This window comes from Dietzia cercidiphylli (assembly GCF_014145145.1).
GTDB lineage: Bacteria > Actinomycetota > Actinomycetes > Mycobacteriales > Mycobacteriaceae > Dietzia > Dietzia natronolimnaea.
The window spans coordinates 1-24,549 of sequence record NZ_JAALEA010000106.1; the positions used below are offsets into that span (position 1 = coordinate 1).

At 70.1% G+C, this 24,549-nt stretch carries 26 protein-coding genes, 1 tRNA gene and 1 other RNA gene; 8 read left to right on the plus strand and 20 right to left on the minus strand.

All coding sequences use genetic code 11. The features are described 5' to 3' along the window. Positions 1-74: 74 nt before the first annotated feature. The gene (gene ykgO, locus G6028_RS04525) at positions 75-197 is read right to left on the minus strand and encodes a type B 50S ribosomal protein L36 (RefSeq protein WP_003852698.1); all 123 of its coding nucleotides are present in this window, start codon (positions 195-197) and stop codon (positions 75-77) included. 215 nt (positions 198-412) lie between these two features. Between ykgO and nadE the strand changes: the two genes are divergently transcribed. Continuing rightward, positions 413-1,285: an ammonia-dependent NAD(+) synthetase gene (gene nadE, locus G6028_RS04530; protein ID WP_182658178.1), complete on the plus strand. Its 873-nt coding sequence runs from the start codon at positions 413-415 to the stop codon at positions 1,283-1,285. A 55-nt stretch (positions 1,286-1,340) separates the two neighbouring features. On the opposite strand, the gene G6028_RS04535 is transcribed toward nadE, so the two are convergent. Next, entirely contained in the window at positions 1,341-2,435 is a 1,095-nt protein-coding gene (locus G6028_RS04535) for a serine hydrolase domain-containing protein (protein WP_182658179.1), read from the minus strand. A 61-nt stretch (positions 2,436-2,496) separates the two neighbouring features. Continuing rightward, positions 2,497-3,846 (minus strand): glycoside hydrolase family 1 protein, encoded by a 1,350-nt coding sequence (locus G6028_RS04540; RefSeq protein WP_182658180.1) that lies wholly within the window; start codon positions 3,844-3,846, stop codon positions 2,497-2,499. Positions 3,847-3,978: 132 nt separating this feature from the next. Between G6028_RS04540 and G6028_RS04545 the strand changes: the two genes are divergently transcribed. Then, positions 3,979-4,398 (plus strand): YccF domain-containing protein, encoded by a 420-nt coding sequence (locus tag G6028_RS04545; RefSeq protein ID WP_182658181.1) that lies wholly within the window; start codon positions 3,979-3,981, stop codon positions 4,396-4,398. Here the strand turns inward: G6028_RS04545 and G6028_RS04550 are convergent. Next, positions 4,350-5,231 (minus strand): helix-turn-helix domain-containing protein, encoded by an 882-nt coding sequence (locus tag G6028_RS04550; protein WP_182658182.1) that lies wholly within the window; start codon positions 5,229-5,231, stop codon positions 4,350-4,352. The two genes, G6028_RS04545 and G6028_RS04550, sit on opposite strands and share 49 nt — an antisense overlap. An 80-nt stretch (positions 5,232-5,311) precedes the next feature. Between G6028_RS04550 and G6028_RS04555 the strand changes: the two genes are divergently transcribed. Next, positions 5,312-5,818, plus strand: coding sequence for a VOC family protein (locus G6028_RS04555; RefSeq protein WP_182658183.1), 507 nt, complete (start codon positions 5,312-5,314; stop codon positions 5,816-5,818). A gap of 73 nt (positions 5,819-5,891) precedes the next feature. Here G6028_RS04555 and G6028_RS04560 read toward each other — a convergent pair. From G6028_RS04560 to prfB, 10 genes are all read right to left on the minus strand, one after another. After that, positions 5,892-5,964: transfer RNA gene (locus tag G6028_RS04560), tRNA-Ala, on the minus strand. 133 nt (positions 5,965-6,097) lie between these two features. Continuing rightward, positions 6,098-6,841 (minus strand): thioredoxin domain-containing protein, encoded by a 744-nt coding sequence (locus tag G6028_RS04565; RefSeq protein WP_182658184.1) that lies wholly within the window; start codon positions 6,839-6,841, stop codon positions 6,098-6,100. 166 nt (positions 6,842-7,007) lie between these two features. Next, positions 7,008-7,381: a transfer-messenger RNA gene (gene ssrA, locus G6028_RS04570) on the minus strand. An 83-nt stretch (positions 7,382-7,464) separates the two neighbouring features. Continuing rightward, a complete protein-coding gene (locus tag G6028_RS04575) occupies positions 7,465-8,313 on the minus strand; it encodes a DMT family transporter (protein WP_182638675.1) in 849 nt (282 codons plus the stop codon). Next, complete coding sequence (gene smpB, locus G6028_RS04580; protein ID WP_182658185.1) at positions 8,310-8,819, minus strand: SsrA-binding protein SmpB; 510 nt, start codon at positions 8,817-8,819, stop codon at positions 8,310-8,312. Before smpB ends, G6028_RS04575 begins: the two co-directional genes overlap by 4 nt. Before the next feature lie 59 nt (positions 8,820-8,878). Continuing rightward, positions 8,879-9,781 carry a permease-like cell division protein FtsX gene (gene ftsX / locus G6028_RS04585; protein ID WP_182658186.1) on the minus strand — a complete coding sequence of 301 codons (903 nt, stop codon included), beginning with the start codon at positions 9,779-9,781 and terminating at the stop codon, positions 8,879-8,881. Beyond that, positions 9,781-10,470, minus strand: a complete 690-nt coding sequence (gene ftsE, locus G6028_RS04590; protein ID WP_182658187.1) for a cell division ATP-binding protein FtsE — start codon at positions 10,468-10,470, stop codon at positions 9,781-9,783. Before ftsE ends, ftsX begins: the two co-directional genes overlap by 1 nt. A gap of 53 nt (positions 10,471-10,523) precedes the next feature. Then, the gene (locus G6028_RS04595; RefSeq protein WP_182658188.1) at positions 10,524-11,198 is read right to left on the minus strand and encodes a hypothetical protein; all 675 of its coding nucleotides are present in this window, start codon (positions 11,196-11,198) and stop codon (positions 10,524-10,526) included. Further along, on the minus strand, positions 11,198-12,094 hold the full coding sequence (locus tag G6028_RS04600) for a mechanosensitive ion channel domain-containing protein (protein ID WP_182658189.1): 897 nt from the start codon (positions 12,092-12,094) through the stop codon (positions 11,198-11,200). The genes G6028_RS04595 and G6028_RS04600 overlap by 1 nt, the downstream gene beginning before the upstream one ends. After that, complete coding sequence (gene prfB, locus G6028_RS04605) at positions 12,091-13,200, minus strand: peptide chain release factor 2 (protein WP_179524822.1); 1,110 nt, start codon at positions 13,198-13,200, stop codon at positions 12,091-12,093. Before prfB ends, G6028_RS04600 begins: the two co-directional genes overlap by 4 nt. A gap of 166 nt (positions 13,201-13,366) precedes the next feature. Between prfB and G6028_RS04610 the strand changes: the two genes are divergently transcribed. The 4 genes from G6028_RS04610 to G6028_RS04625 all read left to right on the plus strand — a co-directional run bounded on the left by G6028_RS04610 (position 13,367) and on the right by G6028_RS04625 (position 17,583). After that, positions 13,367-14,176 carry an inositol monophosphatase family protein gene (locus G6028_RS04610; RefSeq protein ID WP_182638672.1) on the plus strand — a complete coding sequence of 270 codons (810 nt, stop codon included), beginning with the start codon at positions 13,367-13,369 and terminating at the stop codon, positions 14,174-14,176. A 120-nt stretch (positions 14,177-14,296) separates the two neighbouring features. After that, positions 14,297-15,703 carry an acyl-CoA dehydrogenase family protein gene (locus G6028_RS04615; RefSeq protein ID WP_182652425.1) on the plus strand — a complete coding sequence of 469 codons (1,407 nt, stop codon included), beginning with the start codon at positions 14,297-14,299 and terminating at the stop codon, positions 15,701-15,703. A 49-nt stretch (positions 15,704-15,752) separates the two neighbouring features. Then, positions 15,753-16,958, plus strand: coding sequence for an acyl-CoA dehydrogenase family protein (locus G6028_RS04620; protein WP_179524819.1), 1,206 nt, complete (start codon positions 15,753-15,755; stop codon positions 16,956-16,958). 136 nt (positions 16,959-17,094) lie between these two features. Next, positions 17,095-17,583, plus strand: a complete 489-nt coding sequence (locus G6028_RS04625) for a GAF domain-containing protein (protein WP_179524818.1) — start codon at positions 17,095-17,097, stop codon at positions 17,581-17,583. Positions 17,584-17,601: 18 nt separating this feature from the next. On the opposite strand, the gene G6028_RS04630 is transcribed toward G6028_RS04625, so the two are convergent. The 3 genes from G6028_RS04630 to G6028_RS04640 form a co-directional block, all read right to left on the minus strand. Then, positions 17,602-18,075 (minus strand): hypothetical protein, encoded by a 474-nt coding sequence (locus G6028_RS04630; protein ID WP_182658190.1) that lies wholly within the window; start codon positions 18,073-18,075, stop codon positions 17,602-17,604. Positions 18,076-18,220: 145 nt separating this feature from the next. Continuing rightward, entirely contained in the window at positions 18,221-18,931 is a 711-nt protein-coding gene (locus tag G6028_RS04635) for a chymotrypsin family serine protease (RefSeq protein ID WP_179524816.1), read from the minus strand. A 165-nt stretch (positions 18,932-19,096) separates the two neighbouring features. Continuing rightward, positions 19,097-19,699 (minus strand): TetR/AcrR family transcriptional regulator, encoded by a 603-nt coding sequence (locus G6028_RS04640; protein ID WP_179524815.1) that lies wholly within the window; start codon positions 19,697-19,699, stop codon positions 19,097-19,099. Positions 19,700-19,856: 157 nt separating this feature from the next. Between G6028_RS04640 and G6028_RS04645 the strand changes: the two genes are divergently transcribed. After that, positions 19,857-21,017 carry an acyl-CoA dehydrogenase family protein gene (locus G6028_RS04645; RefSeq protein WP_179524814.1) on the plus strand — a complete coding sequence of 387 codons (1,161 nt, stop codon included), beginning with the start codon at positions 19,857-19,859 and terminating at the stop codon, positions 21,015-21,017. Between the two features lie 10 nt (positions 21,018-21,027). Here the strand turns inward: G6028_RS04645 and G6028_RS04650 are convergent, their stop codons facing one another. The 3 genes from G6028_RS04650 to G6028_RS04660 are packed head-to-tail and all read right to left on the minus strand — an operon-like array spanning position 21,028 to position 24,466. Further along, positions 21,028-22,134 (minus strand): FAD-dependent oxidoreductase, encoded by a 1,107-nt coding sequence (locus tag G6028_RS04650; RefSeq protein WP_182658191.1) that lies wholly within the window; start codon positions 22,132-22,134, stop codon positions 21,028-21,030. A gap of 54 nt (positions 22,135-22,188) precedes the next feature. Further along, positions 22,189-23,022 carry an enoyl-CoA hydratase/isomerase family protein gene (locus G6028_RS04655; RefSeq protein WP_182658192.1) on the minus strand — a complete coding sequence of 278 codons (834 nt, stop codon included), beginning with the start codon at positions 23,020-23,022 and terminating at the stop codon, positions 22,189-22,191. Continuing rightward, positions 23,000-24,466 carry an aldehyde dehydrogenase gene (locus G6028_RS04660; protein ID WP_182658193.1) on the minus strand — a complete coding sequence of 489 codons (1,467 nt, stop codon included), beginning with the start codon at positions 24,464-24,466 and terminating at the stop codon, positions 23,000-23,002. The genes G6028_RS04655 and G6028_RS04660 overlap by 23 nt, the downstream gene beginning before the upstream one ends. Positions 24,467-24,549 lie beyond the last annotated feature (83 nt).

Genomic DNA, 24,549 nt, shown 5'->3' on the forward strand with positions numbered 1-24,549 from the left:
ACGACGACGAGGGCCCGCCGCCGGCGAACCGGAGGCGGGCCCTCGAGGGTGCGTGGGATCCCACGCGGACGGACTCAGCCCTGGCGGGCCTTGAAACGGGGGTCCTTCTTGTTGATCACGTAGACCTTGCCGCGACGACGGACAACCTGGGCGCCCGGCTTGTTCTTCAGCGACCGAAGGGACTTGCGGACCTTCATCTGGCGCTCCTTAGGCTCTCGGGGCGGCCGTGATGGCCGCCGACACGACTGGGGATGACTGCGCGACACGTCCGACCCGGAGGTCGGATGCACGACACACAACTGGTCCATCGTAACGGACTGCCCCGTCAGAACTCCAACCGGCGGAACCGGGCACCTCGCCCGCCCTGTCCGCATGTCACGCAGAAGACACACGGGCTTCCTATGCTGACGCCATGACTCAGTCCTCTGCCGCCACCGGCGCTCTCCGCGCGTCCATCATCGCCGAACTCGGCGTTCGTCCCGACATCGATCCGGAGCAGGAGGTGGCCCGGCGGGTGGCGTTCCTGGCCGAGTACCTCCGTAGCACTCCCGCCACGGGTTTCGTCCTGGGGATCAGCGGCGGCCAGGACTCCACCCTGACGGGCCGCCTCTGCCAGCTCGCCGCCGAGAGACTCCGCGACGAGGGCCTGCCCGACGCCCGGTTCGTCGCCATGCGGCTCCCCCACGGAACCCAGGCGGACGAGGACGACGCCGTCGCGGCCCTGGACTTCATCCGGCCCGATGCCCGCGTCACCGTCGACATCCGGGCAGCCTCGGAGGCCTCCTCGGTTGCGGCTGCGGCTGCGCTGGAGGACCTTCCCGACCACGGGGGCCCGCTCCGGGACTTCGTCCGCGGGAACGTCAAGGCGCGCCAGCGGATGGTCGCGCAGTACGCGGTGGCCGGGCAGCTCGGCCACCTCGTCGTCGGCACCGATCACGCCGCCGAGGCGGCCACCGGTTTCTTCACCAAGTACGGCGACGGCGGGGTCGACCTGACCCCCCTGACCGGCCTCACCAAACGGCAGGGCGCAGCGCTGCTGCAGCACCTCGGCGCACCGGAGTCGACCTGGCGGAAGGTCCCCACCGCCGATCTCGAGGATGACCGTCCGGGCCTGCCCGACGAGGAGGCACTGGGAGTGACGTACGAGCAGATCGACGACTACCTGGAAGGCCGCGACGGCGTACCGACGGAGGCCGCTGCCCGGATCGAGCAACTCTTCCTGGCCACCCGCCACAAGCGGGCGGTCCCGGCCACGCCACTGGACACCTGGTGGCGCGAGGGGTGACGACCCGACGGTCGGCCACCGCCGACCGTCGGAGACGACCGGCACCGACGACCGGTCACCGCAACAGCGCCCACACCGAGTCCAGCGCATCCGCCGTCCCCGGTACGTCGAAGGCCTGCGTGGTGAACACCGCCGCGCAGCGGCCCGTGCGCCGGTCGACGTAGCCGATCGTCCCCAGCCCCCCGGCCCAGCCGACGACCCCGTCCGGGCGGATCTCCACCTGCATCCCGTACCCGCAACCGGGACCGATGAACCCCTCCGCACCGGCGCGCTGCCGCGGGGTCAGGTGGTCGGTCGTCATCTCCTCCACGTACTCCGGACCCAGGACGATCCCGCCGTCGACCAGGATGTCGAGGAAGGCCAGATAGTCGGCGACGGTCGAGGCCAGGCCGCACGCCAGGGACTCGAAGCGAGGCGGGTGGGCGAACATGCTCCGGATGTCCAGCGACCGGAGACCCCCGTCGGGTCCGAGCCCGTAGCAGGTGGGGATCCGATCCGGGTCGGCGGTGAAGTCGCAGTCCGCCAGACCGAGCGGACCCGTGACGTGCTCGGCCACCAACCCGGACACGGTGGCGCCCGTGGCCCGCGCCAGGAGCACCCCGAGGACGTCGCTGCTGGTGTGGTAGTGCCAGCCACGGCCCGGCTGGTCCACCAGGGGCAGCCCACCGAGCAGCCGGAGGTACTCGTCCGGCTCCATCGGCGGAGCGTAGGGGCCCGGTGCCACCTGGCGCTCGCTCATGGCGTCGGTCAGCGGGCTGCCCGCGCCCGCCCAGCCGACGCCGGCGGTCATGGTGAGGAGGTGGCGCAGCGTGATCTGCCGCCCGGCCGGCACGGTGCGGTCGATCGGCCCGTCCGGCCGGGTGAGGACCCGTGGGGCGGACAGCTCCGGCAGGAGTATGGCCACCGGGTCGTCGAGCGCGAGGATCCCGAGCTCGACCAACCTCAGTGCGAGCACGCCGCCCACCGGCTTGGTGGTGGACGACAGCGGGAACACCGCGTCCTCGTCGAGCGCGGGGCCGCCGCGCGACCGCGTCCCACCCGCCGCGATCCGCGATCGACCGTTTTCCCGGATCCCGCAGACGTATCCCGTCAGCCGACCGGAGTCGACCAGGGTGTCGAGTTCCCCGGTGACGGAGGCGAACCGTTCCATGGGCTGACCCTACGTCCGGGGTGCCGGCTGGTGAAGGGCTCGTCGGAGGTGGTCCGGGCCGTCAGCCCACCAACCGCGCGAGCGGACCGTGGACGTCGACGGGATGGAGGCAGGTATCGGGGATCGTCCCCAGCGAGCACGTGCCCACCGGCAGGACCGGGCGGTAGCCCTCCGGGACGCCGCCGCGCGCGATCACGTCCCGGTACGCGTCGACCCCGGAGGTCGGTCTGCGCTCGAGCGTCGGATCGGTGAGCACGTCGACCTGGTAGAGGCCGAAACGGGAGTCGTAGCTGCCCCACTCGTAGTTGTCGACCAGGGACCAGTGGTTGTAACCGATCACCGGATACCCGTCGGCGACCGCGCGCTGGATCCAGAAGACGACGTCCCGGAGGTAGTCGCCACGCTCGAAGGAGTCCTCCCGGTGGCCGTTGTGGGTGGGCATCCCGTTCTCGACGATGAACAGCGGCTTTCCGGGGAAGTGCCTGGCGTAGTGCACGATCGACTCGTACATCCCCTCCGGCTGCGGACGGACCCCGGCGAAGTCGTCCCAGGCCGCGCGGATGGTGGTGAGGTTGTCGAGCGCGATGCCGTAGTAGTAGTCGACTCCGATGAAGTCAAGCTCGTCGCGGATGTAGTTGAGCAGCAGATCGTCCGTGGCCGGTGCGAACGCGGGCAGGTACGCCTCGTTGGCGGTCACCATCGCGTTCGGGTCGGCCCGGTGAGCGGCGTGGTATCCCAGCTTGTGGGCCGCGACCACGTTGTCGCGGAACGCGGTGAACTGGTGCAGCCCGACCAGACCTATGCGGAGTTCGTGGCTGAAGAACACGAGGGGTTCGTTGAAGGTGACCCACATCGTCCCGTCGCCGGCCCACCGCTCGGTGATGAGCTCGGCGTAGCGACCGAACGCCTCCACCGAGTCCGGCGAGAGGAACCCACCTCGGTCGACCAGCCATCCCGGATACACGTAGTGGACCATCGTGATCATGGGCGTCATCCCGTGCGCCCGGATGGTGTCGAGGATGCGGTCGTACCGACGTAACGCCTCCTCGTCGTAGCGCCCCGGTTCCGGCTCGATCCGGGACCACTCCACGCTGAGCCTGAACGTGGTGACCCCCATGTCCGCGGCACGGGCGATGTCCTCGGGGTACCTGTTCCAGAAGTCCACGGCATCGTTGACCGGGTCTGCCTCTCCACGCGCCGCGGCGGCGTCGACGTACCGCTTCCAGTTGGAGTCCATATTTGAACCCTCGACCTGGAAACCCGAGGTCGCCACCCCCCAGTGGAACCCCTCGGCCATCCGCGCCTCGGCCCGCGCCTGCACGGATACCGCGATCAGAGCGGTCGCGACCATCCCTATGGCGAGCACCAGCGCGAGCAGAATCCTGGTGACGGCACACTTATGAACACCCATCACCAAAACATGACACATGCCTCGCCGGGCGTCAGCGCTTTGGGCACCGGGTCCCGCATCCGGCGCACGAGGCCCAGCATCCGGCGCACCGGTACCGGGTCGGCGGACCCCCGCGGCGACTACCGTGGTGAGATGCGAACCCTGGGAAACGTGCTCTGGTTTCTTCTCGCCGGCTGGTGGTTGGCGCTGGCCTACGTCATCGCCGGGATCATCGCCTGCATCCTGATCATCACCATCCCGTTCGGCATCGCGTCGTTCCGACTCGCGGCGTACGTCCTGTGGCCGTTCGGGCGGCGGACCGAGTTCCGCAGGGATGCCGGTGCGTTCTCCCTGATCGGCAACATCCTGTGGATCCTGGTGCTCGGCTGGGAACTGGCGATCGCCCACCTGGTCGCCGGGTTGCTGCTGTGCCTGACGATCGTGGGCATCCCCTTCGGCATCGCCTGCTGGAAGATGGTCCCGCTGGCCCTGCTCCCCCTCGGCCAGCGGATCGTGCCCATCCGTCACCCTTCGGAGGATCCCTTCGCCGCCGCGCCGGGCGCACGGCGGTAGGAGCGGGGGCTCAGGCCGAGGACCGTGCGGAAGTCCGCGCTGAGGTGAGCGTGGTCGGAGTATCCGAGTTCCGCGGCGATCCGGGCGATCGTCACCGACGGGTCCTCGCGTAGCCGCTGTGCGGCCTCCTGGAGCCGGTACCGACGGATCATCGCCAGTGGCGGTAGTCCCACGTAGCGGTGCGCGAGTCGCTGCACCGCCCGTGTCGAGACGCCCAGGGCTTCGGCGACCTGGTCCACTCGCACGATCGACCGGTCCGAGGCGACGAGGTCCTCCATCGCATTGGCCATGACGCCGCCGGCGTCCGGGGCGGCCAGGTTCGCGGCGGCCCAGGCGGAGAAGTAGCGCAGCGCCCGGTCGCGGGCGACGGACTCGCCCTGGTCGATGCTCCGCTGGTCGGTCCCGCGCTGGTCGGTTTCACTCGTCCGGCCGACGACCTCGTCCACCTGTCCCATCGCCGCCATGACGGCACGATGCAGCTCGGGGGCCTCGAACGGGGTCTCCGCGTCGCGGAGGCGCCGGGGTTCGGCCGTCAACGAGGCCAGCCCGGCCGGACGGAGCAGGGCCCCGACCGCCCAACCGGTACCGCTCAGGTCGCGGTGGGAGATGCCGGTCGTCGGTCCGGAGAGGCTGACTCCTTCCGGGTCGACGACGAGATTCGACGCGGGAAACGGCAGCAGCTCCTGCCGGGAGGTCTCCCCCGGCGCGAGACGCCAGCGCGGGATCCAGAACCAGCGGATGCGGTCACGCAGTTCCCGCGGGGCGTCCTCGCGGTGGAAGGTGGGCAGCCGGTCCGGGTAGAGGACCCCGCGTCGATCACCGAGATCGGACATCGTCCCCTCCCCGCGTGCCCCACGCGACTGCGTCGCGAATCTTCAAGCCGCTCACGTGCATGCTCTCGTAGGTTCATCGCATGACAGAGAACACCACGCCCCGGACCGGGGTCACCGGAGAACACACCACCGACGGCGTCCCCCACGGGTCGACCAGCCTCACCCCGTTCCTCGCGGTCGAGAGAGCGGGTGACGCCCTCGAATTCTATTCCTCGGTGTTCGGCGCCCGGGTGGTCGACGTGACGGAGATGGGCGGGATCGTCGTGCACGCCGAACTCGACTTCGGCAACGGCCGGCTCCAACTCGGCGAGCCCAGTCCCCGGTTCGGGCTCGTGCCACCGCCCTCCGGGGAGGTGGCCTGCTATTCGATCGGGATGTACTGCGCGGACGTCGACGAGGTGGTCCACCGGGCCGAACTTGCCGGTGCCACGATCCGTGAACCCGTGAGCGACTTCGTCTCCGGCGACCGGTTCGCCTCGATCCGCGATCCGTACGGCGTCCGCTGGTCGATCATGTCCCGCGTGGAGGACCTGTCGGAGTCCGAGAGCGCACGTCGGGTCGCCGAGTGGGCCGCGCAGCAGGGATAGAGATGAAAAGAGCCCGGCCGGTGGCCGGGCTCTTGCTCGCATGAACCATCCGTTGCCGGATCGGTTGCTCGGGTGGAGCTAAGGGGACTCGAACCCCTGACCCCCACACTGCCAGTGTGGTGCGCTACCAGCTGCGCCATAGCCCCGTATCGGTTGTTCCGCCGCTCACCTCTCGGCGACCGGCTCGACCAAAGTTACACCATCCCGCTTCGGCCCTCCAAATCGCCTCCGGCCCCGCCCTGGACGGGCGGGGCCGGTATCGATCGGCGCGGACCGGGGTCAGGCGAGGATGTTGTCCAGCCAGGCCGGATCGCCGATCTCCACGACCTCGCCCTCGTAGGCGACGGTGGGGGTGGAGACGCGGTCGGTGACCTCCCGGATACTGTCCTGCGAATTGTCGGCGGTATCCGAGGCCTTCTCCATCCCGCCATTGGTCTCCACGTTGCCGATGCACTCGACGGTGTCGGCGTTCGCGCCGGCCGCCTCGGCGGTGGCCGCCAGCTCCCGCGCGGAACGGTCACCGCCGCCCTCGGTGGGCTGCTGGTCGAAAAAGGCGTTCTTGACGTCGAAGAAGACCGGCAGCGAGTCCTTGGCCGCGACGCACTGGACAGCGGCGATGGCCCGCGTGGAGTACTCGCCCGACGCCGACTGGCGGTCGAGGAAGTTGAGGGTGTGGAACTCCACGCGCAGGTCACCGGCCTCGACGGCCTCGGCGATCGGGACGCCGTTCTGCCCCTCGAAGGAGGCACACGCCGGGCACATGAAGTCCTCCCAGATCTGGACGGTCGGGGCGGTCTCCTCCCCCACCGCGATCACACCCGTGTCCGAGATCTCGATCAGCTCGTCGGCCGTCTCACCGAACGTGATCGGGTTGGCCTCGCCGCCCCGCTGGGCCATCCACACGACACCGCCGAGGACCAGGACGGCGACGGCGATCAGCGCCGCGACCGTGATCAGCATCCCGTTGTTCTTCTTGGTCTTCAGGACCTTCGTGCTCTTGTTACCTGCGGACTTGGCGTTCACGTGTGGGTGGGCCTTTCTCTCCTGGGAAACCGTCGGCCCTTTCCGAGCGACTGGCGACTACCGAGAGGGTACCGAAACCGCCTGAGTCCTCTTTCAGGTGAGGGCAGGTGGCGAGGCCGAAATGCACCGAGCCCCCGGTCGGTGATCGACCGGGGGCTCGGCCCGATGGTGGAGCTGCCGGGAATTGAACCCGGGTCCTCCGCAGCATCGGCAGGGCTTCTCCGTGCGCAGTCCGCGTTGGCCTCTACTCGGATCTCGCCCTCATGCGGACATGTCGGCGATGACGATCCCAGTCACTGTTGGATGTCCCGACCCACCCCGTGACCGGGTGAGCCGGTGATCCCTCTAGATGATGCCGGTGACCGGGGCGAGGGCGACCCCGGGCCGACAGACTACGGGCTCGCTGTCAGGCAGCGAGGGCGTAGTCGCGCTGATTGGTATCGGCGCGTAATTGGTTGCCACGACGCTTACGGTGGTCTCTGGCCTGCACCGGCACGCTTCCCCTGCGTCAACTCACGTAGTCGAAACCACATCAGCCCCGTCAGGTCCGCCGACTCTCATCGACGGACCACTGACCCTACCCCGACCGGGGCCCCACCGCCAGGGTGAGCTCCGTCTCCACCTCAGCCCAGCGCGAGCAGTGCGATCGCCACCCCCGCCAGTGCGAGCCCCGCGATCTGGACCGCGCGAAGGCGCTCCCCTCCGTGCGTGATGGCCAGCGCCACCGTGAAGGCGGGGTAGAGCGCGGCGATCACGCTCACCAGCGAGAGCATGCCCGCCTGGGAGGCGAAGTAGAAGGCTCCGTTGGCGACCGCGTCGAACACGGCGATCACCAGGCCGATGGCGATGAGGCGCCGGGAGAACCTGAACGACTCGCGGGCGGCGAACGCCGCCGCCAGGACGACCCCGGTGGCGCCCACCCGCGACGCCGCGACCGGCCACAGCCCCTCACCCGCCGGGACCTGTGCCAGCAGGACGAAGAAGCCCGCGAACGCCAGCCCCGAGATCACCGTGAGCGCCATCAACGGCCAGGTGAGGCGACCGTGTCCGATCGACGAACCCTCGTCGCTCTCCAGTGAGACGAGGACCGTGGCGACGAGCGCCACCGACATCCCGACCAGGGCTGCCGCCCCGGGCCGCTCCCCCGCCACCAACCCGAACGCGAGCGGCACCGACGCGGCCAGAACCGCCGTGATCGGCGAGATCACGCTCATCGGCCCGCGCGAGAGCGCGACGTAGAACGACCACACCGCGAGACCTGACAGGAGGCCCGAAGTCAGCCCCCAGGCCAACCCGACCAGGGTCGGTGACCCCCCGGACACCACCGCCGCCGCCCCGACCAGCACGATCGACAGCGGGTACGACACGCTGACGACCCTCAGTGCACGGGCCCGCCGGGACGCGACCCCGCCGAGGTAGTCGCTGATGCCGTACGCCACCGCCGAGGTCGACGCCAGCGCGACCGGCATCATGCGTGCATGCCCTTGATCCTTCTGCCGAGTTCGCGCACGGCCTCGCGTTCGGCGGTCCGTTTGGCGATGTCGTGCCGCTTGTCGTGGGCCTGCTTACCCCGCGCGACGGCCAGTTCGACCTTGACCCGTCCGTTCACGAAGTAGAGGGACAGCGGGACCAGCGTGGCGTTGCCGTCCCGCACCTTGCCGACGAGCGAATCGATCTCGCGCCGGTGCAGAAGCAGTTTGCGGGCCCGCTTGGGTGCATGGTTGGTCCAGTTCCCGTGGGAGTACTCGGGGATGTGGAGCCCGCGGAGCCACACCTCGCCGTCGTCGATCGTCGCGAACGCGTCGACCAACGACGCCTGGCCCTCGCGCATGCTCTTGATCTCTGTACCCAACAGCGCGATGCCCGCCTCGTGGGTGTCGAGGATGGAGTACTCGTGCCGGGCCTTGCGGTTGCTCGCGACCACGCTGCCGTCACGGCCGAGGGACGACGCGCCCTTCTTCTTGTTCTTCTTGGCCACGTCGGTTCACCTCCTCGTCCGTCCGTCGGGCAGATCCCCCACTCTAGATCAGTACGGGATCACTGCCGAACCGTGATCCGCAGCGTGACCCACGCCGTGAGCGCGGACACCACCGCGCCCGCCACCACGAGGACCGGGGCCAGCATCAGGATGTCGACGGTGGTGATCCGTTCCACCAGGTTCGCCCGGTACGCCTCGGCCAGCACTCTGTCGAGGAAGACGACCTTGGCCGCCAGCAGCCCGCCGACCGCGAGCAGCGAACCGACCACCGACGCGAGAACGGCTTCCACCACGAACGGCAGTTCGGTGTACCAGCGGCTCGCCCCCACCAGGCGCATGATTCCCAGCGCGGTCCGGCGGGTGAAGGCCGCGATCTGCGTCATGTTGGCGATGAGCAGGACGGTGGCCAGGAGCTGGACCACCGCGACGGCGAACGCGGCGTTCCGGATGCCGTCCAGGACGGAGAAGACGCGCTCGACCAGCTCCCCCTGCCCCTGCACGACCTCGATCCCCGCGACACCCTCCAGGTCCTCGGCCACGGACTCCGCACGGGTGGGGTCGTCGAGGGTGAGCGTGAATCGCGACCCCAGGGCGTCCGGGGAGGTCGACTCCACCAGGACGGGGTCGGTGGAGGCGAAGAGCTCGACGAACTCCTCGTACGTCTCCTGCGGGTTCTTGTACTCCACCGAGGCCACGCCGGCCGTGGCCTCCAACTCGTCCCGGATCCCACCGCACGCCGAGGTGCAGTCGGGGTCCTCGAGGGAGATGGCCCGGTCCACGTAGACACGGAACTCGTTGAGGTAGTCGTACTTGACCTGGCTGGCCGAGGCAGTCATGACCACCAGCACCCCGGCGCCGAGCATCGCCAACGCGACGGCGGTGGTGATGATCATGGCCAGCGTCATCGACAGGTTGCGGCGCAGGCCCTGTGCGACCTCGGACGCGATGAACCGCGCGGCCATCAGCGCCCCACCCCGTAGGTGCCGCGGGAGTCGTCGCGGACGACCCTTCCGTCGACCAACTCCACCACGCGGCGTCGCGAGCGGTCGACGATGTGTCGGTCGTGCGTGGCCATGAGGACCGTGGTCCCGGTCCGATTGATTCGGTCGAGCAGCAGCATGATGTCCTCGCTGGTCTCGGGGTCGAGGTTGCCGGTCGGTTCGTCGGCGAGCAACAGCTTCGGTCGGTTGACGACCGCCCTCGCGATCGCCACGCGTTGCTGTTCGCCGCCGGAGAGTTCGTGTGGCCGACGACCGGCCTCGCGTACCAGACCCACCATCTCGAGCGTCTCGGGAACGACCTCGTCGATCGTCCGGCGGGACTTGCCGATCACCTGCAGCGCGAACGCCACGTTCTCGGCCACGGTCTTGTCCGGCAGCAACCGGAAATCCTGGAAGACACAGCCGAGCGAGCGACGCAGCGCCGGCACGGACGAGGCCTTCATCCTGGTGAGGTCGTGGCCGGCGACGACCAGGGTCCCGGAGTCGGGCCGGTCCTCGCGGAGCAGTAGACGCAGGAAGGTCGACTTTCCCGACCCGGAGGCGCCGATGAGGAAGGCGAACTCGCCCTCGGCGATCTCGACGGTCACGTCGGACAGAGCCGGGCGCGTCGAGGACGCGTACGACTTGGTCACATGGGAAGCACTGATCACGCGAGTAGCCTAGCGCTACTCCAGCCACACGGCAGTCAATGGAGCCGCCGGTGTCAGCTCGTGGTCACGGGATTCTCTCCGGCACCGGCGTCGCCGGAATCCTCTCCCTGTCGCGCCTGCTCCTGCGGCGACTGCTCCTGCGGTGACTGCTGCGGCGGCGCCTGCTGCCCGGTCGCTCCCGTGGGGGACGTCGGGGTCTGGCGTCCCGGCGGCGGCGTCGTTCCGGTGACCGGCGGTGACGTCTGCGGAGTGGCGGTCGGAACCGTCGTCTGGTCGACCGTGGTCCCCGGGGTCGGCGACTCCTCGACGGGTGTCGTCCCCTCGGCCGGCGCGGGCGGTTCGGTCTCGGCGGTGTCCGTCTGGGGCGGTGGGGGCCCGAAACGGGCGACCGGCTGGTCCTTGACCAGCGAATAGAGCATAGCGAACAGGACGAACGCCACCAGCAGGATCGCGGTGGTCCGCGACATCCTGAAGAACTCCCCGAGCAGGGACACGATCTTCGGTCGCGGCCGACGGGACGGCGCATCGGGATCGGTGGTCCCCCCGAGACCCAGCGGATCGCCGCTGATCAGGGGCTCACGCGTGGTCGCCGCCTCGGTCCGCGCGCTGTCCTCGGCCTCCGGGCCGAGCTCGCCGGACGAGACCGCGTCGGAGGTCGTGCCCTCAGGTGTGTGGTCGTCGGGCGTGTGGTCTTCGGCTGTCGTGTCGTCGTCTCGGCGCTCGGCCATCACGCGCTCCCCTCTCCGGTCTGCGGTCGGAGCATGCCCGCCCGGATCGCGGCCAGGGCCTCGGGCTCCAGAACGATCCCCTCCGCGCGGAACCGGCGCAGGATGACCGCGCGCATCCGTCGGCCCACCTCCCACTGCATGCCGGGCTTGGTCCGGGCCAGCAACCGGATCACGGTCTGCTCCAGCCGGATCGACTGCACACCCATCACGGTGGGTTCGTCCAGGACGTACTGGCCCACCCGGTCGTCGTCGGTGATCTCGCGACAGACCTGTGCGAGCACCTCGTTGGCCTTGTCCATGTCGGCGTTGTTGGGCACCGGGACGTCGATGATCGCACGCGCCCAGTCCTGCGACTGGTTGATCGCGGTGACGATCTGGCCGTTGGGGACGATCACCGCCTCGCCGTCGAGGGTCCGCAGGCGGGTGATGCGCAGGGTGACGTCCTCGACGGTTCCCGCGGCGACGCCCGTCGCAGTGGTGAGCTCCACGATGTCGCCGTAGCCGTATTGACGCTCGGCCAGGACGAAGAACCCGGCCAGGAAGTCCTGGACGATCTTCTGGGCACCGAAGCCCAGCGCCGCACCGAGCACGGTGGCCGGGGCGACGAGTGCGACCAGGTTGACGCCGAAGCGCAGGAGGATCTGGATTCCGAACAGGATGTACAGCACGCCCACGGCGACGTACGAGATCACCTGGATCAGCGAGTGGAGGTGCTTGGACTCCTCCGACCAGAAATCCTCGTCGGTGTGTTTGGCGTCGATCCGATCGGTCCACATCCGCGCGATCTTGGCGATCACCCGCGTCATCAGGGCGGCGCCCAGCACGAGGAGGACGACCTCGAGGCCGTTGTTGCTGAGCCAGTTCAGGATGGGATTGAAGTCAGTCTGGAACCTCACTCCGCGTCGGCCCCCTCCCGCATCCGCCACCGGATGCCCGCCTCGATGAACCCGTCCAGGTCGCCGTCCAGGACCGCCGACGGGTTGTTGACCTCGAACTCCGTCCGCAGGTCCTTGACCATCTGGTACGGGTGCAGGACGTACGACCGCATCTGGTTACCCCAGGAGGCGTTGCCGCCCGAACCGAGCGCGTCCATGGCGGCCCGCTCCTCCTGTTGCTTGCGTGCGAGCAGCTTGGCCTGCAGGACCTTCATGGCCGCGACCTTGTTCTGCAACTGCGACTTCTCGTTCTGACACGTCACCACGATCCCGGTGGGGACGTGGGTGAGGCGGACCGCCGAGTCGGTCGTGTTGACGGACTGCCCGCCGGGGCCGGACGAGCGGTAGACGTCGACGCGCACCTCGTTCTCGTTGACCTCGATCGAGTCGGTCGTCTCCACCACCGGCAGCACCTCGACCTCGGCGAACGAGGTCTGCCGCCTGCCCTGGTTGTCGAACGGGCTGATGCGGACGAGTCGGTGGGTCCCCTGCTCGACGGAGAGTGTGCCGTACATGTACGGGTCATGGACGACGAAGGTCGCCGACTTGATGCCCGCCTCCTCCGCGTACGAGGTGTCGTACACCTCGACCTTGTGGCCGGCCTTCTCCGCCCACCGCACATACATGCGCATGAGCATCTCGGCGAAGTCCGCGGCGTCGACACCGCCGGCACCGGCACGGATGTTGACCACGGCCTCACGCTGGTCGTACTCGCCGCTGAGCATCGTCTTGACCTCGATGGCCTCGACGTCCTCACGCAGCTGGAGGCGCTCGGCGTCCGCGTCCTCGACGGCTCCGTCCCCCTCCTCCTCCGCCAGCTCGTACATCAGCGGGAGGTCCTCGATGCGTTGGCGCAGCTCGCGACACCTGCGCAGGTCGGCCTGGATGTAGGAGAGCTCGCTGGTGACCTTCTGCGCCCGGTCCTGGTCGTTCCACAGGTCGGGGTCGGCGGCCATCTGCTCCAGCTCATCGACACGGCGGGCGAGCTCCTCGATGTCGAGGACCTTCTCGACCGTGGTCATGGTGGCGTCGAGGGCTGCGATGTCGGCGGAAACGTCGGGGTGCACGGGATCCAACTCTACGCGGCCGGGCGTCCGCCCCGCGTTTCCCCACCCGCCACCCTCCCGCGGTCCGGCGCACACCCCGTCGTCGACTCACGGGGGTAGCGTCGCGGGCGACGGACCCGCTACCGCCCGAGGTCAGCGGGCCACTGCGGCCCAGCGGAGGAAACCGATGTCCCCTGAGACCCGCCACCTGCGCCCTCCGTCCGACGAGGCCGTCGCGCCGATGACCGACGCGGACCTGGCCGCCAGACTCGTCGTCGACGCCGGGTCCCTGGCTCGACGTCTGCGCGAGGACGGCCTGGACGTCCGCCACAAGACCTCGGTCTCCGACGTGGTCACCGAGGCCGACCGGGCCGCCGAGCGCCAGATCACCGCCCTCCTGTCCCGCCACCGCCCTGACGACGGGGTCCTCGGCGAGGAGGGCACCCTGGTCCCCGGTCGTCACGAACGCAGGTGGGTCGTCGACCCGGTCGACGGGACCTACAACTTCGTCAGCGGCTCGGACTACTGGTGTTCGGCCGTGGCCGTCACCGGGCCGGACGACTACCTGCTCGGGGCCGTCCACCGGCCCGTCACCGGGGACACCTTCGTCGGGGGTTCGGACGTACCCACCCGTCGGAACGGCGTCCCCGTGACCCGACTCACCCCCGGCGACCTCGCCGCCGGAAGTCTGGCCACCTATCTCCACCCGCCGTTCTTCGCCGACCCCGACCTCGCCGACCCCTTCCACCGGGTCAGCCGAGGTGCGGCGACGATCCGGATGCTCGGATCGGGCTCCGTCGACCTGGCGTCGGTCGCCTGCGGCGTCCACTCGGTGTGGTGTCAGCACTCGTGCCCGGAGTGGGACTGGCTCCCCGGACGGGCCCTGGTCGAGGGCGCGGGTGGGCTCTGCGCGACCGTCGAGGTGAACGGCTACGACTGGTTCGTGGCGGGCCGTCCGGGGGCCGTCGAGCAGGCCGTGGCGCTCCTCCGGGGCTGAGCCCGAGGCTCTCACCAGGGGCTGGGACGACTTGAGGGCAAAGTCTGGCGTTCGGAACTTACTCCGAAGTAAGATGTCCCCGACAGCACCGTCCACCGTCCGTCACGAGAACAGCTGGTGATGATGAGCAAGAACCCCACGTCCCCGTCCACGACCGGACGCGCGGAGGCCTCCACCCCGGGTAAGAACCCCACGAGGATCGACGCGATCGGAGCCGCGATGCGCGCGCTCACGACGATCACCGGGTCGGAGTTCGCCGAGCGCTTCAATCTGCGCCAGAAGGTCGACCGGGTCACCTACGAGGCCACCAAGACCGGCTTCAAGACCCTCGGCGCCGCCACCAAGTCGTTCAAGAAGGTCTCCGGATCCGGCGCGCCCAAGCGTCTGCCCGACGCCGACTCCGAGGCGAGGCCCGACCTGTTCGACCTCACCCTGGACGACGACCAGCAGATGATCGTCGAGACAGTCCGGGACTTCGCCGCCGAGGTCGTCCGACCGGCCGCTCACGACGCGGACCACGCCGCCGAGGCCCCCGCGTCGCTGCTGACCCGGTCCGCCGAGATCGGCGCCACCATGCTCAACGTGCCCGAGGAGTTCGAGGGCATCGCCTCCGAGCGCGGCGTGGTGACCAACTCGCTGGTCGCCGAGGCGTTGGCCTACGGCGACATGGGTCTGGCCCTGCCGATCCTGGCGCCCTCCGGCGTCGCGACCACCCTGACCCAGTTCGGGTCGGACGCCCAGCAGAAGTCCTATCTGCCGGCCTTCGCCTCCGAGCAGGTCCCGGCGGCCGCCGTCGTGGTGGCCGAGCCCCGTCCGCTCTTCGATCCGTTCGAGCTCAAGACCACCGCCACCCGCGGGCCGGGTGGGTTCACGCTCAACGGCGTCAAGTCGATGGTGCCCACCGCCGGGAGCGCCGAGCTCTTCGTCGTCGCCGCCTCTCTCGACGGGTTCCCGACCCTCTTCGTGGTCGAGTCCGACACCGACGGACTCGTGGTGGAGGCGGACCCGTCCATGGGCCTGCGCGCCGCGGGTCTGGGGCGGATCGTCCTCACCGACGTCTCCCTCCCGGCCGACGCGGTCCTCGGTGGCCCCGACGCCTCCCCGGAGGAGCGGGCCAGGACCTATGCCGACGTGATCCGTCTGTCGCGACTGGGCTGGGCCTCGCTCGCGGTGGGCACCTCGCACGCGGTCCTCGACTACGTGACCCCGTACGTCAAGGAGCGCCAGGCCTTCGGCGAACCCGTCGCGCACCGCCAGGCGGTCGCCTTCGCCGTCGCCGACATGGCCACCGAGCTCGACGGCATGCGCCTGGTGACCTGGCGCGGCGCGTCGCGCGCCGAACAGGGTCTGCCCTTCGCACGCGAAGCGGCCCTCGCCCGCAAGATCGCCGCGGACAAGGGAATGAGGATCGGCCTCGACGGCGTCCAGCTGCTCGGTGGACACGGCTTCACCAAGGAGCACCCCGTCGAGCGCTGGTACCGCGACCTGCGCGCCGTGGGTGTGGCCGAGGGCGTGGTGGTCCTGTGAGCACCGCCCACCTCGCCTCCCGCCCCACCAGCACGAAGGACCACTGACGATGATCAATCTCGAACTCCCCAAGCGGCTCGAGGCGGGCGCCAACCAGGCCCGCCAGGTCGCCACGCAGATCTTCCGTCCCGTCTCCCGCAAGTACGACCTCGCGGAGCACGAGTACCCCGTCGAGCTCGACACGCTCAAGGCCATGATGGAGGCCATGGAGGACGCCGGTCAGGCCGCCTCCGGTGCCACCATGGGCTCGGGCGGCGCACCGCGTCGCGAAGGCGTCTCCAACGGCGGCAACATGAAGTCGCTGCTCAACATCATCGAGACGTGCTGGGGCGACGTGGGCCTCACCCTCTCGATCCCCCGCCAGGGTCTGGGCAACTCCGCGATCGCCGCAGTGGCCAGCGAGGAGCAGATGGAGAAGTTCGGGCGGGTGTGGGCCTCCATGGCCATCACCGAGCCCGAGTTCGGGTCCGACTCGGCCGCCGTGTCGACCACCGCCCGCCTCGAGGGCGACGAGTACGTGATCAACGGCACCAAGATCTACGTGACCTCCGGCGCCCGCGCCGACCACATCGTGGTCTGGGCGACGCTGGACAAGACCAAGGGCCGCGCGGCCATCAAATCGTTCGTGGTCCCACGCGAGCACCCCGGTGTCTCCGTGGACCGGCTCGAGCACAAGCTCGGCATCCGCGCCTCGGATACCGCGCAGATCACCTTCGACAACTGCCGGATCCCCAAGGAGAACCTCCTGGGCGACCCGGAGGTCCGCGTGGACAAGGGCTTCGCCGGCGCCATGCAGACCTTCGACAACACCCGGCCGCTGGTGGCCGGCATGGCCGTCGGTGTCGCCCGCGCCGCGCTGGAGGAGATCCGCACCCTGCTCGAGGAGGCCGGACTCGAGATCGACTACGACCGGCCCGCCACCAGCCAGCCGGCCGCGGTGGCCAAGTACCTCGAGCTCGAGGCGGACTGGGAGTCCGCGTACCTGCTCACGCTCCGCGCCGCGTGGATGGCCGACAACAAGATGCCCAACACCAAGGAGGCGTCGATGTGCAAGGCCAAGGCCGGGCGCACCGGCTCCGCCGTCACCCTGGGCGCGGTCGAGCTGGCCGGCAGCTACGGCTACTCCGAGCGCAGCTTCCTGGAGAAGTGGTCGCGCGACTCCAAGATCCTCGACATCTTCGAGGGCACCCAGCAGATCCAGCAGCTGGTGATCGCGCGGCGCATCCTCGACCTGTCGAGCGCCGAACTGAAGTGAGCCGCGGCCGTATGCGCGGTTGAGAACGACGGACGCCTCCGTGGATCATTGATCCGCGGAGGCGTTCCTCGTTCGCGGGGCTCGCCCTTCCCGCACCCGTCCCACCCGAGCAGGTGCCCCGAGAGGAGCAGTTCCGATGGCGGCTGACGACGTTCCCCTGTTCAGGGCCCCGATGCGGTCGAGGGACGACGCCGTGGCGGACGGGGTGGGTGTCGAGCGGGGCCTGCGCGTCGGGCTCTGCGGCATGGGCGGCCGCCTGGCGGGGCCGCCACCCTCATCGCTCGCAGAGGCGGTCGACGCCGCCGCGGCGCAGCACGACGACAGGCTGGCCCGCCGCCTCGAACGGTTCGCCCGAGTGCCCGACGGTGCATATGTGTGGACCCGGGACGTCGACGGCAACTACTGGCTCGGGCGTCTCGGGGGGCCGTGGCGCTACGACGACTCGGACGAGGCGCACGAGGTGGACCTGGTCCACGTCCGGGACTGCCGGTGGCGATCGGAGCCGACAGACCGGTCGATCGTCCCCGCCGCCGTGCGGGCCACGTTCGCCCGGGGTGGCCGCAACTGGCAGCGCATCCGGTCGGAGGCTGGTGCGGCCGAGACCGAAGAGCTGTGGAGGCGATGAGGGGCGTCGAACTACGTGCTACCCGGTCAGAGCCGGATCCACGAACTGCTCGTCCGCCTCGGCCCACACGTCCTCGCGACCGATCCCGTCGGGGTCGAGCCGATCGACCGTCTCGGGTAGGTACACCATCCGCACCATCTCCTGACCGTTCTGTTCCTCCGGCTGGTCCCCGGGCGCGGTGAACGCGGTGATCTCCACCGTCCCCGACCAGTCGGACCCCTGAACGGCCCGGAGCACGGCGATCGAATCGTCCTGCGCACTCTCCACGGCGGAGGACGGGGTGGCCCCCTGCCGGATCGGGAAGTCCACGGCGACGAGTCCCGGTTCGAACTCGACGCCCGCGTCCTCCACCTCCGCCGTGATGGCGTCGGCGAGCGCCGTCTGGGGGTCCTCCGCAGCGGGCTGCGCGGACTCCTCGGCGTTACCCGTGAACAAGAACACCAGGACGCCGACGACGACCACCACGACGACCAGCGCGAGGATCATGAACATTCCGCGACTCGCCCGGTCGCGTCGCTCGGGGGGGAACAGGGGTGTCGGTGTGGGTCATGGGGTCACCTCTCGTCCGGGGTGACCCCAGTCGTACCAGGCGGGCCGGTGATCCACACCGGTTTCGGGCGGCCGGTCCGGCCGCCGGTCAGGCCATCCGGAAGCCGCGTCCGGGCCAGTTCCGGTCGGTGGCGTCGGCCACGATCGCGTCGAACGAGTACGCCAGCGCCGGGAGGAACACGGGTGACTGCACGGGGTGGAGGCAGGACGGCAGGAGAGCGCCGATGCTTCCGACCGATCCCGCGGCCGGCGGCATGTGTCCGCCGGACAGCAACCCCACGAGGCGGCCGTCGCGGGTCACGGGCCCGCCGGAGTCCCCGTAGCCAGCACACGCATGGCTCCAGAACTCGTTGCCGTCGCGCTGCCACGTGATGCCGCAGGTATGCCCGGTGGACATCCCGTCCTTGCAGACCACGTCGCCGAATTCCGGGGCGGGACCGCGTCCGGTGACCCCGGGTTGGCGCACGGGCACAACGACGCCCGGGTTGAGGCGGATCACCGAGTAGTCGAGGATCTCGTTGCGCGTCGCGACGGTGCCGATGACACCGGCTCCCGGGTCGCCCCGGAGGATGACCGGGGCGTTGATCCGATCGCTGCAGTGGGCGGCGGTGAAGGCGACGGGCGTGCCGGCGGCGTCGTAACCCGCCGCGGTGAGGGTGCACCCGGCAACGCCGTTGACCAGCACGGGGGTGCCCCCGGAGACCGGGATCGCGGCCTGGGCCGCGGCGGGGGCCGCGAGGGCGGTCGCACCGGCCATCACGGCGGTCACTGCGAGCCTGGCCAGACCGGTGAACCTCATGAGCGTGTCCTTCCCACCCCGGCAGACTGCCCGGGTATACGCGCTCACAGCCTAACGGGCGCGGGCTCCGACTGCACGACGGGCGCGGGCCGCCCCTCGCGGCGGCCCGGCCGTCTGACGTGCCCGGTCGACCTGAGCTCCCCTCGACCTCAGTGCCCCTCGACCTCAGTGCCCCTCGACCGTGATCCTGATCGAGGGGCACTCGCCCGGGTCGCCACCGATATGCGCCCAGATGGCCTCGACCACGGGCCGGAGGAACAACTCCCCCACCTGGTCGACGAGCGTCCGGACCACCTGGACCTTGTCCGAGGTCCGCGTGGAGGCGAGACCCCCGCGCCGCAGCCCCTCGACCTCCCTGGTGGTGAGGTCGACGATCGCCTCCAGCAGCGGGGCCCCGCGGCCGTCGGGCTCCAGCAGGGCCCGGTTGAGGTAGCTCACGAGCTGCGGGTTCTGCCGGAGCATCTCGCGGACGGCGACGTTCCGGGCCTCCACCACCTCCGCGGCCGTCCCGGTGTGCTCCACGGTCGACAACGCCCCGACCACCCGCTCCACCACGAGATCGTCCACGGCGCGGCGCAGGCCGTCCTTGGTGCCGAAGTGGTGCTGGATCAGTCCGATCGTCACCCCGACCTCGGCGGCCACCCGGCGCATCGAGACCCTGTCCTCGCCGTACTCGGCGTACAGGGCCAGTGCGGCGTAGCGGATCCGCGCCCGCGCCGTGAGGTCCCCGTCCGCGGCCACGCCCCGGTCGGCAGTGGTTCCGGCCATGCGCCCCACCCCTTCCCCGCCCTCGAACGGCGTCTGCGTTCGGTCGATACCTGAGACGATACCGCGACAATACGATTGCATAGCAAAGCATGCACTCGTATTGTGGTGGTCGAGCGGGGCCGCCCGGGCCCACGCGACCGACCCCTGGAGACTCCCCGTGTTCGAGACCGCCCCCTACCGCTCCCCGTGGATGACCGACGACCTGGACGCCCTCCGCGCCCACACGCGTGCGTTCCTGGACAAGGAGACCGCGCCGAACCTCGAGCGGTGGGCCGCCGAGGGCGCCGTGGACCGCGGGTTCTGGAACAAGGCCGGCGATGCGGGCCTGCTGTGCATCTCCATCCCCGAGGAGTACGGCGGCGGCGGGGGCACGTTCGCGCACGAGACGGTCATCGCCGAGGAGCAGACCCGCGCGCTCGACGACGGCTGGGGCAACTCGGTCCACAGCACGATCGTGGCCCACTACCTGCTCCAGTACGGAACGGAGGAGCAGAAGACCCGCTTCCTGCCCAAGCTCGCCACCGGCGAGATGGTGGGGGCGATCGCCATGACCGAGCCCGGAGCGGGGTCCGACCTCCAGGCGCTGCGCACCACGGCGGTCCGGGACGGCGACGACCTGGTGGTCAACGGCGCCAAGACGTTCATCTCGAACGGCATGCACTGCGACCTGCTGATCATCGTGGCCCGCACCGGCGGCGAGGGCGCCCAGGGGTTGTCCCTGCTCCTCGCCGAGACCACCGACCTGCCGGGTTTCGACCGCGGTCGCAAGCTCGACAAGATCGGTCTGAAGTACCAGGACACGATGGAGCTGTTCTTCGACGACATGCGGATCCCCGCCGCCAACATCCTCGGCGGCGAGGAGGGTGAGGGCCAGGGCTTCATCCAGCTCATGCAGCAGTTGCCCCAGGAGCGGCTCATCATCGCCGTCACCGCCGTGGCGGCGGCCGAGACCGCGGTCCGGCTCGCGATCGACTACGCCAAGGAGCGCGAGGCGTTCGGCAAGCCCATCCTGAAGTTCCAGAACCTCCGCTTCGAGCTGGCCGAGTGCAAGACCGAGGCCCTGGCCGCGCGCACCCTCCTGGACCACTGCATCACCCTGCACCTGGAGGGCAAGCTGGACCCGGCCACGGCGTCCATGGCCAAGTACTTCTGCACCGACAAGCAGTGCGAGATCATCGACCGCTGCCTGCAGGTCTTCGGCGGCTACGGCTTCATGACCGAGTACCCGATCGCGCGGATGTACGCCTCCGCCCGCGTGCAGAAGATCTACGGCGGGACCAACGAGATCATGAAGGAACTGATCTCCCGGACGCTCTGATACCGGCTCATCAGATTTCGGTCGTGATCGCACGGACGGCGTCACGGCCCGCCCGGTTGGCCCCCACGGTCGACTGGGACGGGCCGTAGCCGATCAGGAACAGCCGCGGCTCGTCGAGCGCCCGTCCGTCGACCACACGGATCCCCCCGGCCGGGGTGCGCAGACCGAGCGGCGCCAGGTGGGAGACGGCGGGCCGGAACCCGGTGGCCCACAGGATCGCGTCGGCGGGTTCGAGCGTCCCGTCCGGCATCCGCACCCCGTCGGGCTCGATCCGGGTGAACATCGGGTGTCGGACGAGCGCCCCGCGGGCCTCCGCGCGATCGATCCACGGGGTGCGGTACATGCCGGTCACCCGGATCACGCTCTCCGGCGCCAGCCCCATGGCCGTGCGCTCGGCGACCGCGGAGATGGCGGCCGAGAAGTTCTCCGGGGGCGGTCTCGTGGCCCACTCGATCTCCCGTCGGGTCACCCAGAAGGTGTCGGCCACGCGCGAGATCTCCTCGAGCAGCTGGGTCGCCGAGATCCCCGAGCCCACGACCACCACGCGCTGCCCGGCGAACTCCTCGGCCCGGACGTAGTCGTGGACGTGGACGTGGCGCCCGCGGAAGCTCTCGCGGCCGGGGTAGTGCGGCCAGAAGGGTCGCGTCCACGTCCCCGTGGCGTTGATGACGTACCGCGCGTGCCACACCTCGTCGTCGTCACCGGCCCCGTCGGACCGGGTGGTGACGACGACGAGGCGGCCGTCTCCCGTGCCGTCCCGCCGGTCCGGGGTGCGGCGCACCTGCCGCACCCACACCGGTCGCCTGACCCCCAGCGAGAACCGCTCCTCGTAGTCGGCGAAGTAGGCGGGCAACACCTCCCGGCTGGGCAGTGCGGGATCCACCTCGGGCACCGGGACGCCCGGGAGCCCGAAGATCCCGTTGACGGTGCTCATGGTGAGCGACTCCCACCGGTGCCGCCACGCCCCGCCGGGGCCGTCCTCGCCGTCGAGCATGACGTAGGTCCGATCGCCGGCGGTGGACCGGTCGGCGGGGACGAAGCCCCGGCGCTGCAGGTGGTACCCGGCGGACAGTCCGGCCTGCCCCGCACCGATCACCACCACGTCGACGTCGACCATCACGACATCATCGTCGCGTACCGGCCCCGGGACGGGTGGTCGGGACCCCCGCCGTCACGCCCCGTCGGGGAGCGCGGTGAAGTCCGCGGGCCGTCCCTCGGCGAACGCGGCCAGGGCCTCGGAGTTCGCGGGCCCGCCCATGAGTTCGGCGAAGCACTGGTTCTCGCGTTCACGCGCCTCGGCGATCTGGCGGGCCAGCGGCTCGACCATCGTCCGCTTGACCGCCCGCAGACTCGAGATCGGCAGCCTCGCCAGGCGCGTGGCGTGCTCGGTGGCCACCGTGAGCAGCTCCTCTGCAGGACACAGACGCCACACCAGGCCCATCTCGTGGGCCTCGGCGGCGCTGATCCACTCGGAGGACAGCAACACCCAGGCGGCGTTCTGACGACCCACGAGCCGAGGGAGCAGGTAGCTCGAGGCGGCCTCCGGCGCCACCCCGAGGCTGGTGAAGGGGCACTTGAGGCGGGCGTCGTCGGCCATGAAGGCAAGATCGGCGAACCCGATCACGGTCGTGCCGATCCCGAGGCCGAGCCCGTTGATCGCCAGGACCAGGGGCTTGTCGAACGCGGCCAGGGCGTCGATCAGGCCGATGAACCCGTGCTCACCGGGGACGAAGTCGGGATTGGTGACCCGCTCGGCCATCTCGACCAGGTCGGTCCCCGCACTGAACGCCCGGCCCTGCCCGGTGAGCAGCACCACCGCCACCGTCGGATCGGCCGACGCCTCGTGCAGCGCGACGGTGAGCGCGTCGTACAGCCCCTCGTCGAACGCGTTGAGCGCCTCCGGTCGCGCGAGCGTCAGTGTGCGGACCCGGTCGGCGTCCCGCACCTGTAGCGGCGATGTCCCCTCCCCGGCCACGGCGAGATCAGGCGCCGGCCGCGGGCGCATCGAGGTAGACGGACTTGACCTCCGTGTACTGCGCCAGGCCCTCGGGGCCGAACTCGCGGCCGACCCCCGATGCCTTGAAACCGCCGAACGGGGCCGAGAAGTCCATCGTGTACGTGTTGACCCCGTAGGTCCCGGTGCGGACCCGGCGGGCCACGCCCAGCCCCGCCTCCCGGTCCGCCGTCCACACCGTGCCCGCCAGTCCGTACTCCGAGTCGTTGGCGATGCGGACGGCGTCGTCGACGTCGTCGTACGCGATCACCGACAGGACCGGCCCGAAGATCTCCTCCTGGGCGATCCGCATGGAGTTGTCGACCCCGGCGAACACGGTCGGCTGGACGTACCAGCCGGTGTCCAGACCGTCCGGGCGGCCGGTCCCGCCGGTGAGGAGCTGGGCGCCTTCCTGCTGCCCGAGCTCGATGTAGGAGGACACGCGCTCCTGCTGCCTCTGCGCCACCATCGGCCCGATCTCCGTGGCGGGATCCAGCGGGTCACCGACGACCATCGACCCGATCCCCTCGGCCAGTGCCCGGGCGACCTCGTCGTGCCGCTCCCGGCTCACCAGGATCCGGGTCTGCGCCACGCACGCCTGCCCCGAGTTCATGACGCCCAGGAATTTGATCCCCTCGACCACACTCGCCAGGTCGGCGTCGTCCAGCACGATCGCCGCGGACTTGCCCCCGAGCTCCAGCGAACACCGCTTGAGCTGCTCGCCGCAGATCGCCCCGATCTTCCGGCCCGCCGCGGTGGACCCGGTGAAGGCCACCTTGTCGACCCCGGGGTGACGCACCAGGTGCTCCCCCACCTCGCGGCCGCCGGCCACGATGCTCACCACGCCCGCCGGCACCCCGGCCTCGATCAGCAGCTCACCCAGCAGGTAGGTGTCGAGCGGGGTCTCGGGGGCCGGCTTGATCACGATCGTGCAGCCGGTGAGCAGCGCCGGGATCAGCTTGGACAGCACGGTGAACTGGGGGACGTTCCACGGCGGGATCGCCGCGACCACGCCCACCGGCTCGTGGCGGACCAGCACCTCCCCGCCGAGCACGCCCGGCCGGGTCTCCTCCCACGGGAACTCGCGGGCGATGTTGACGAACGCCTCGATCTGCATCCACGGGGCGGGGGCCTGGGCCAGCTTGCTGAACGAGATCGGTGACCCCATCTCGGTGGAGATCAGGGTCGCCATGTCGTCCAGCCGTGCGGCGTAGAGGGCCGAGAGACGGGCGACCACCTCGATCCGCTCCTGGGGACTCATCCGCGGCCACGGACCCGAGTCGAACGCCTCCCGCGCCGCGGCCACGGCGGCGTCCACGTCGGCGACCGAGCCCTCCGGGACGCGGGCGACCATCTCCTCGGTGTGGGGACTGATCACCTCGATGACGCTGTCCGTCGCGGGAGAGCGCCACTCGGTGCCGATCAGAAAGGCGTCGCGGTCGAGGGAGGTGGTCATGGGCGGTCTCCTGGGTGTCACTGGATGGGATCCTGTCGCAACGGACGCGCGAACAGACACCTGTCTACTGTAGGACCCCCGAT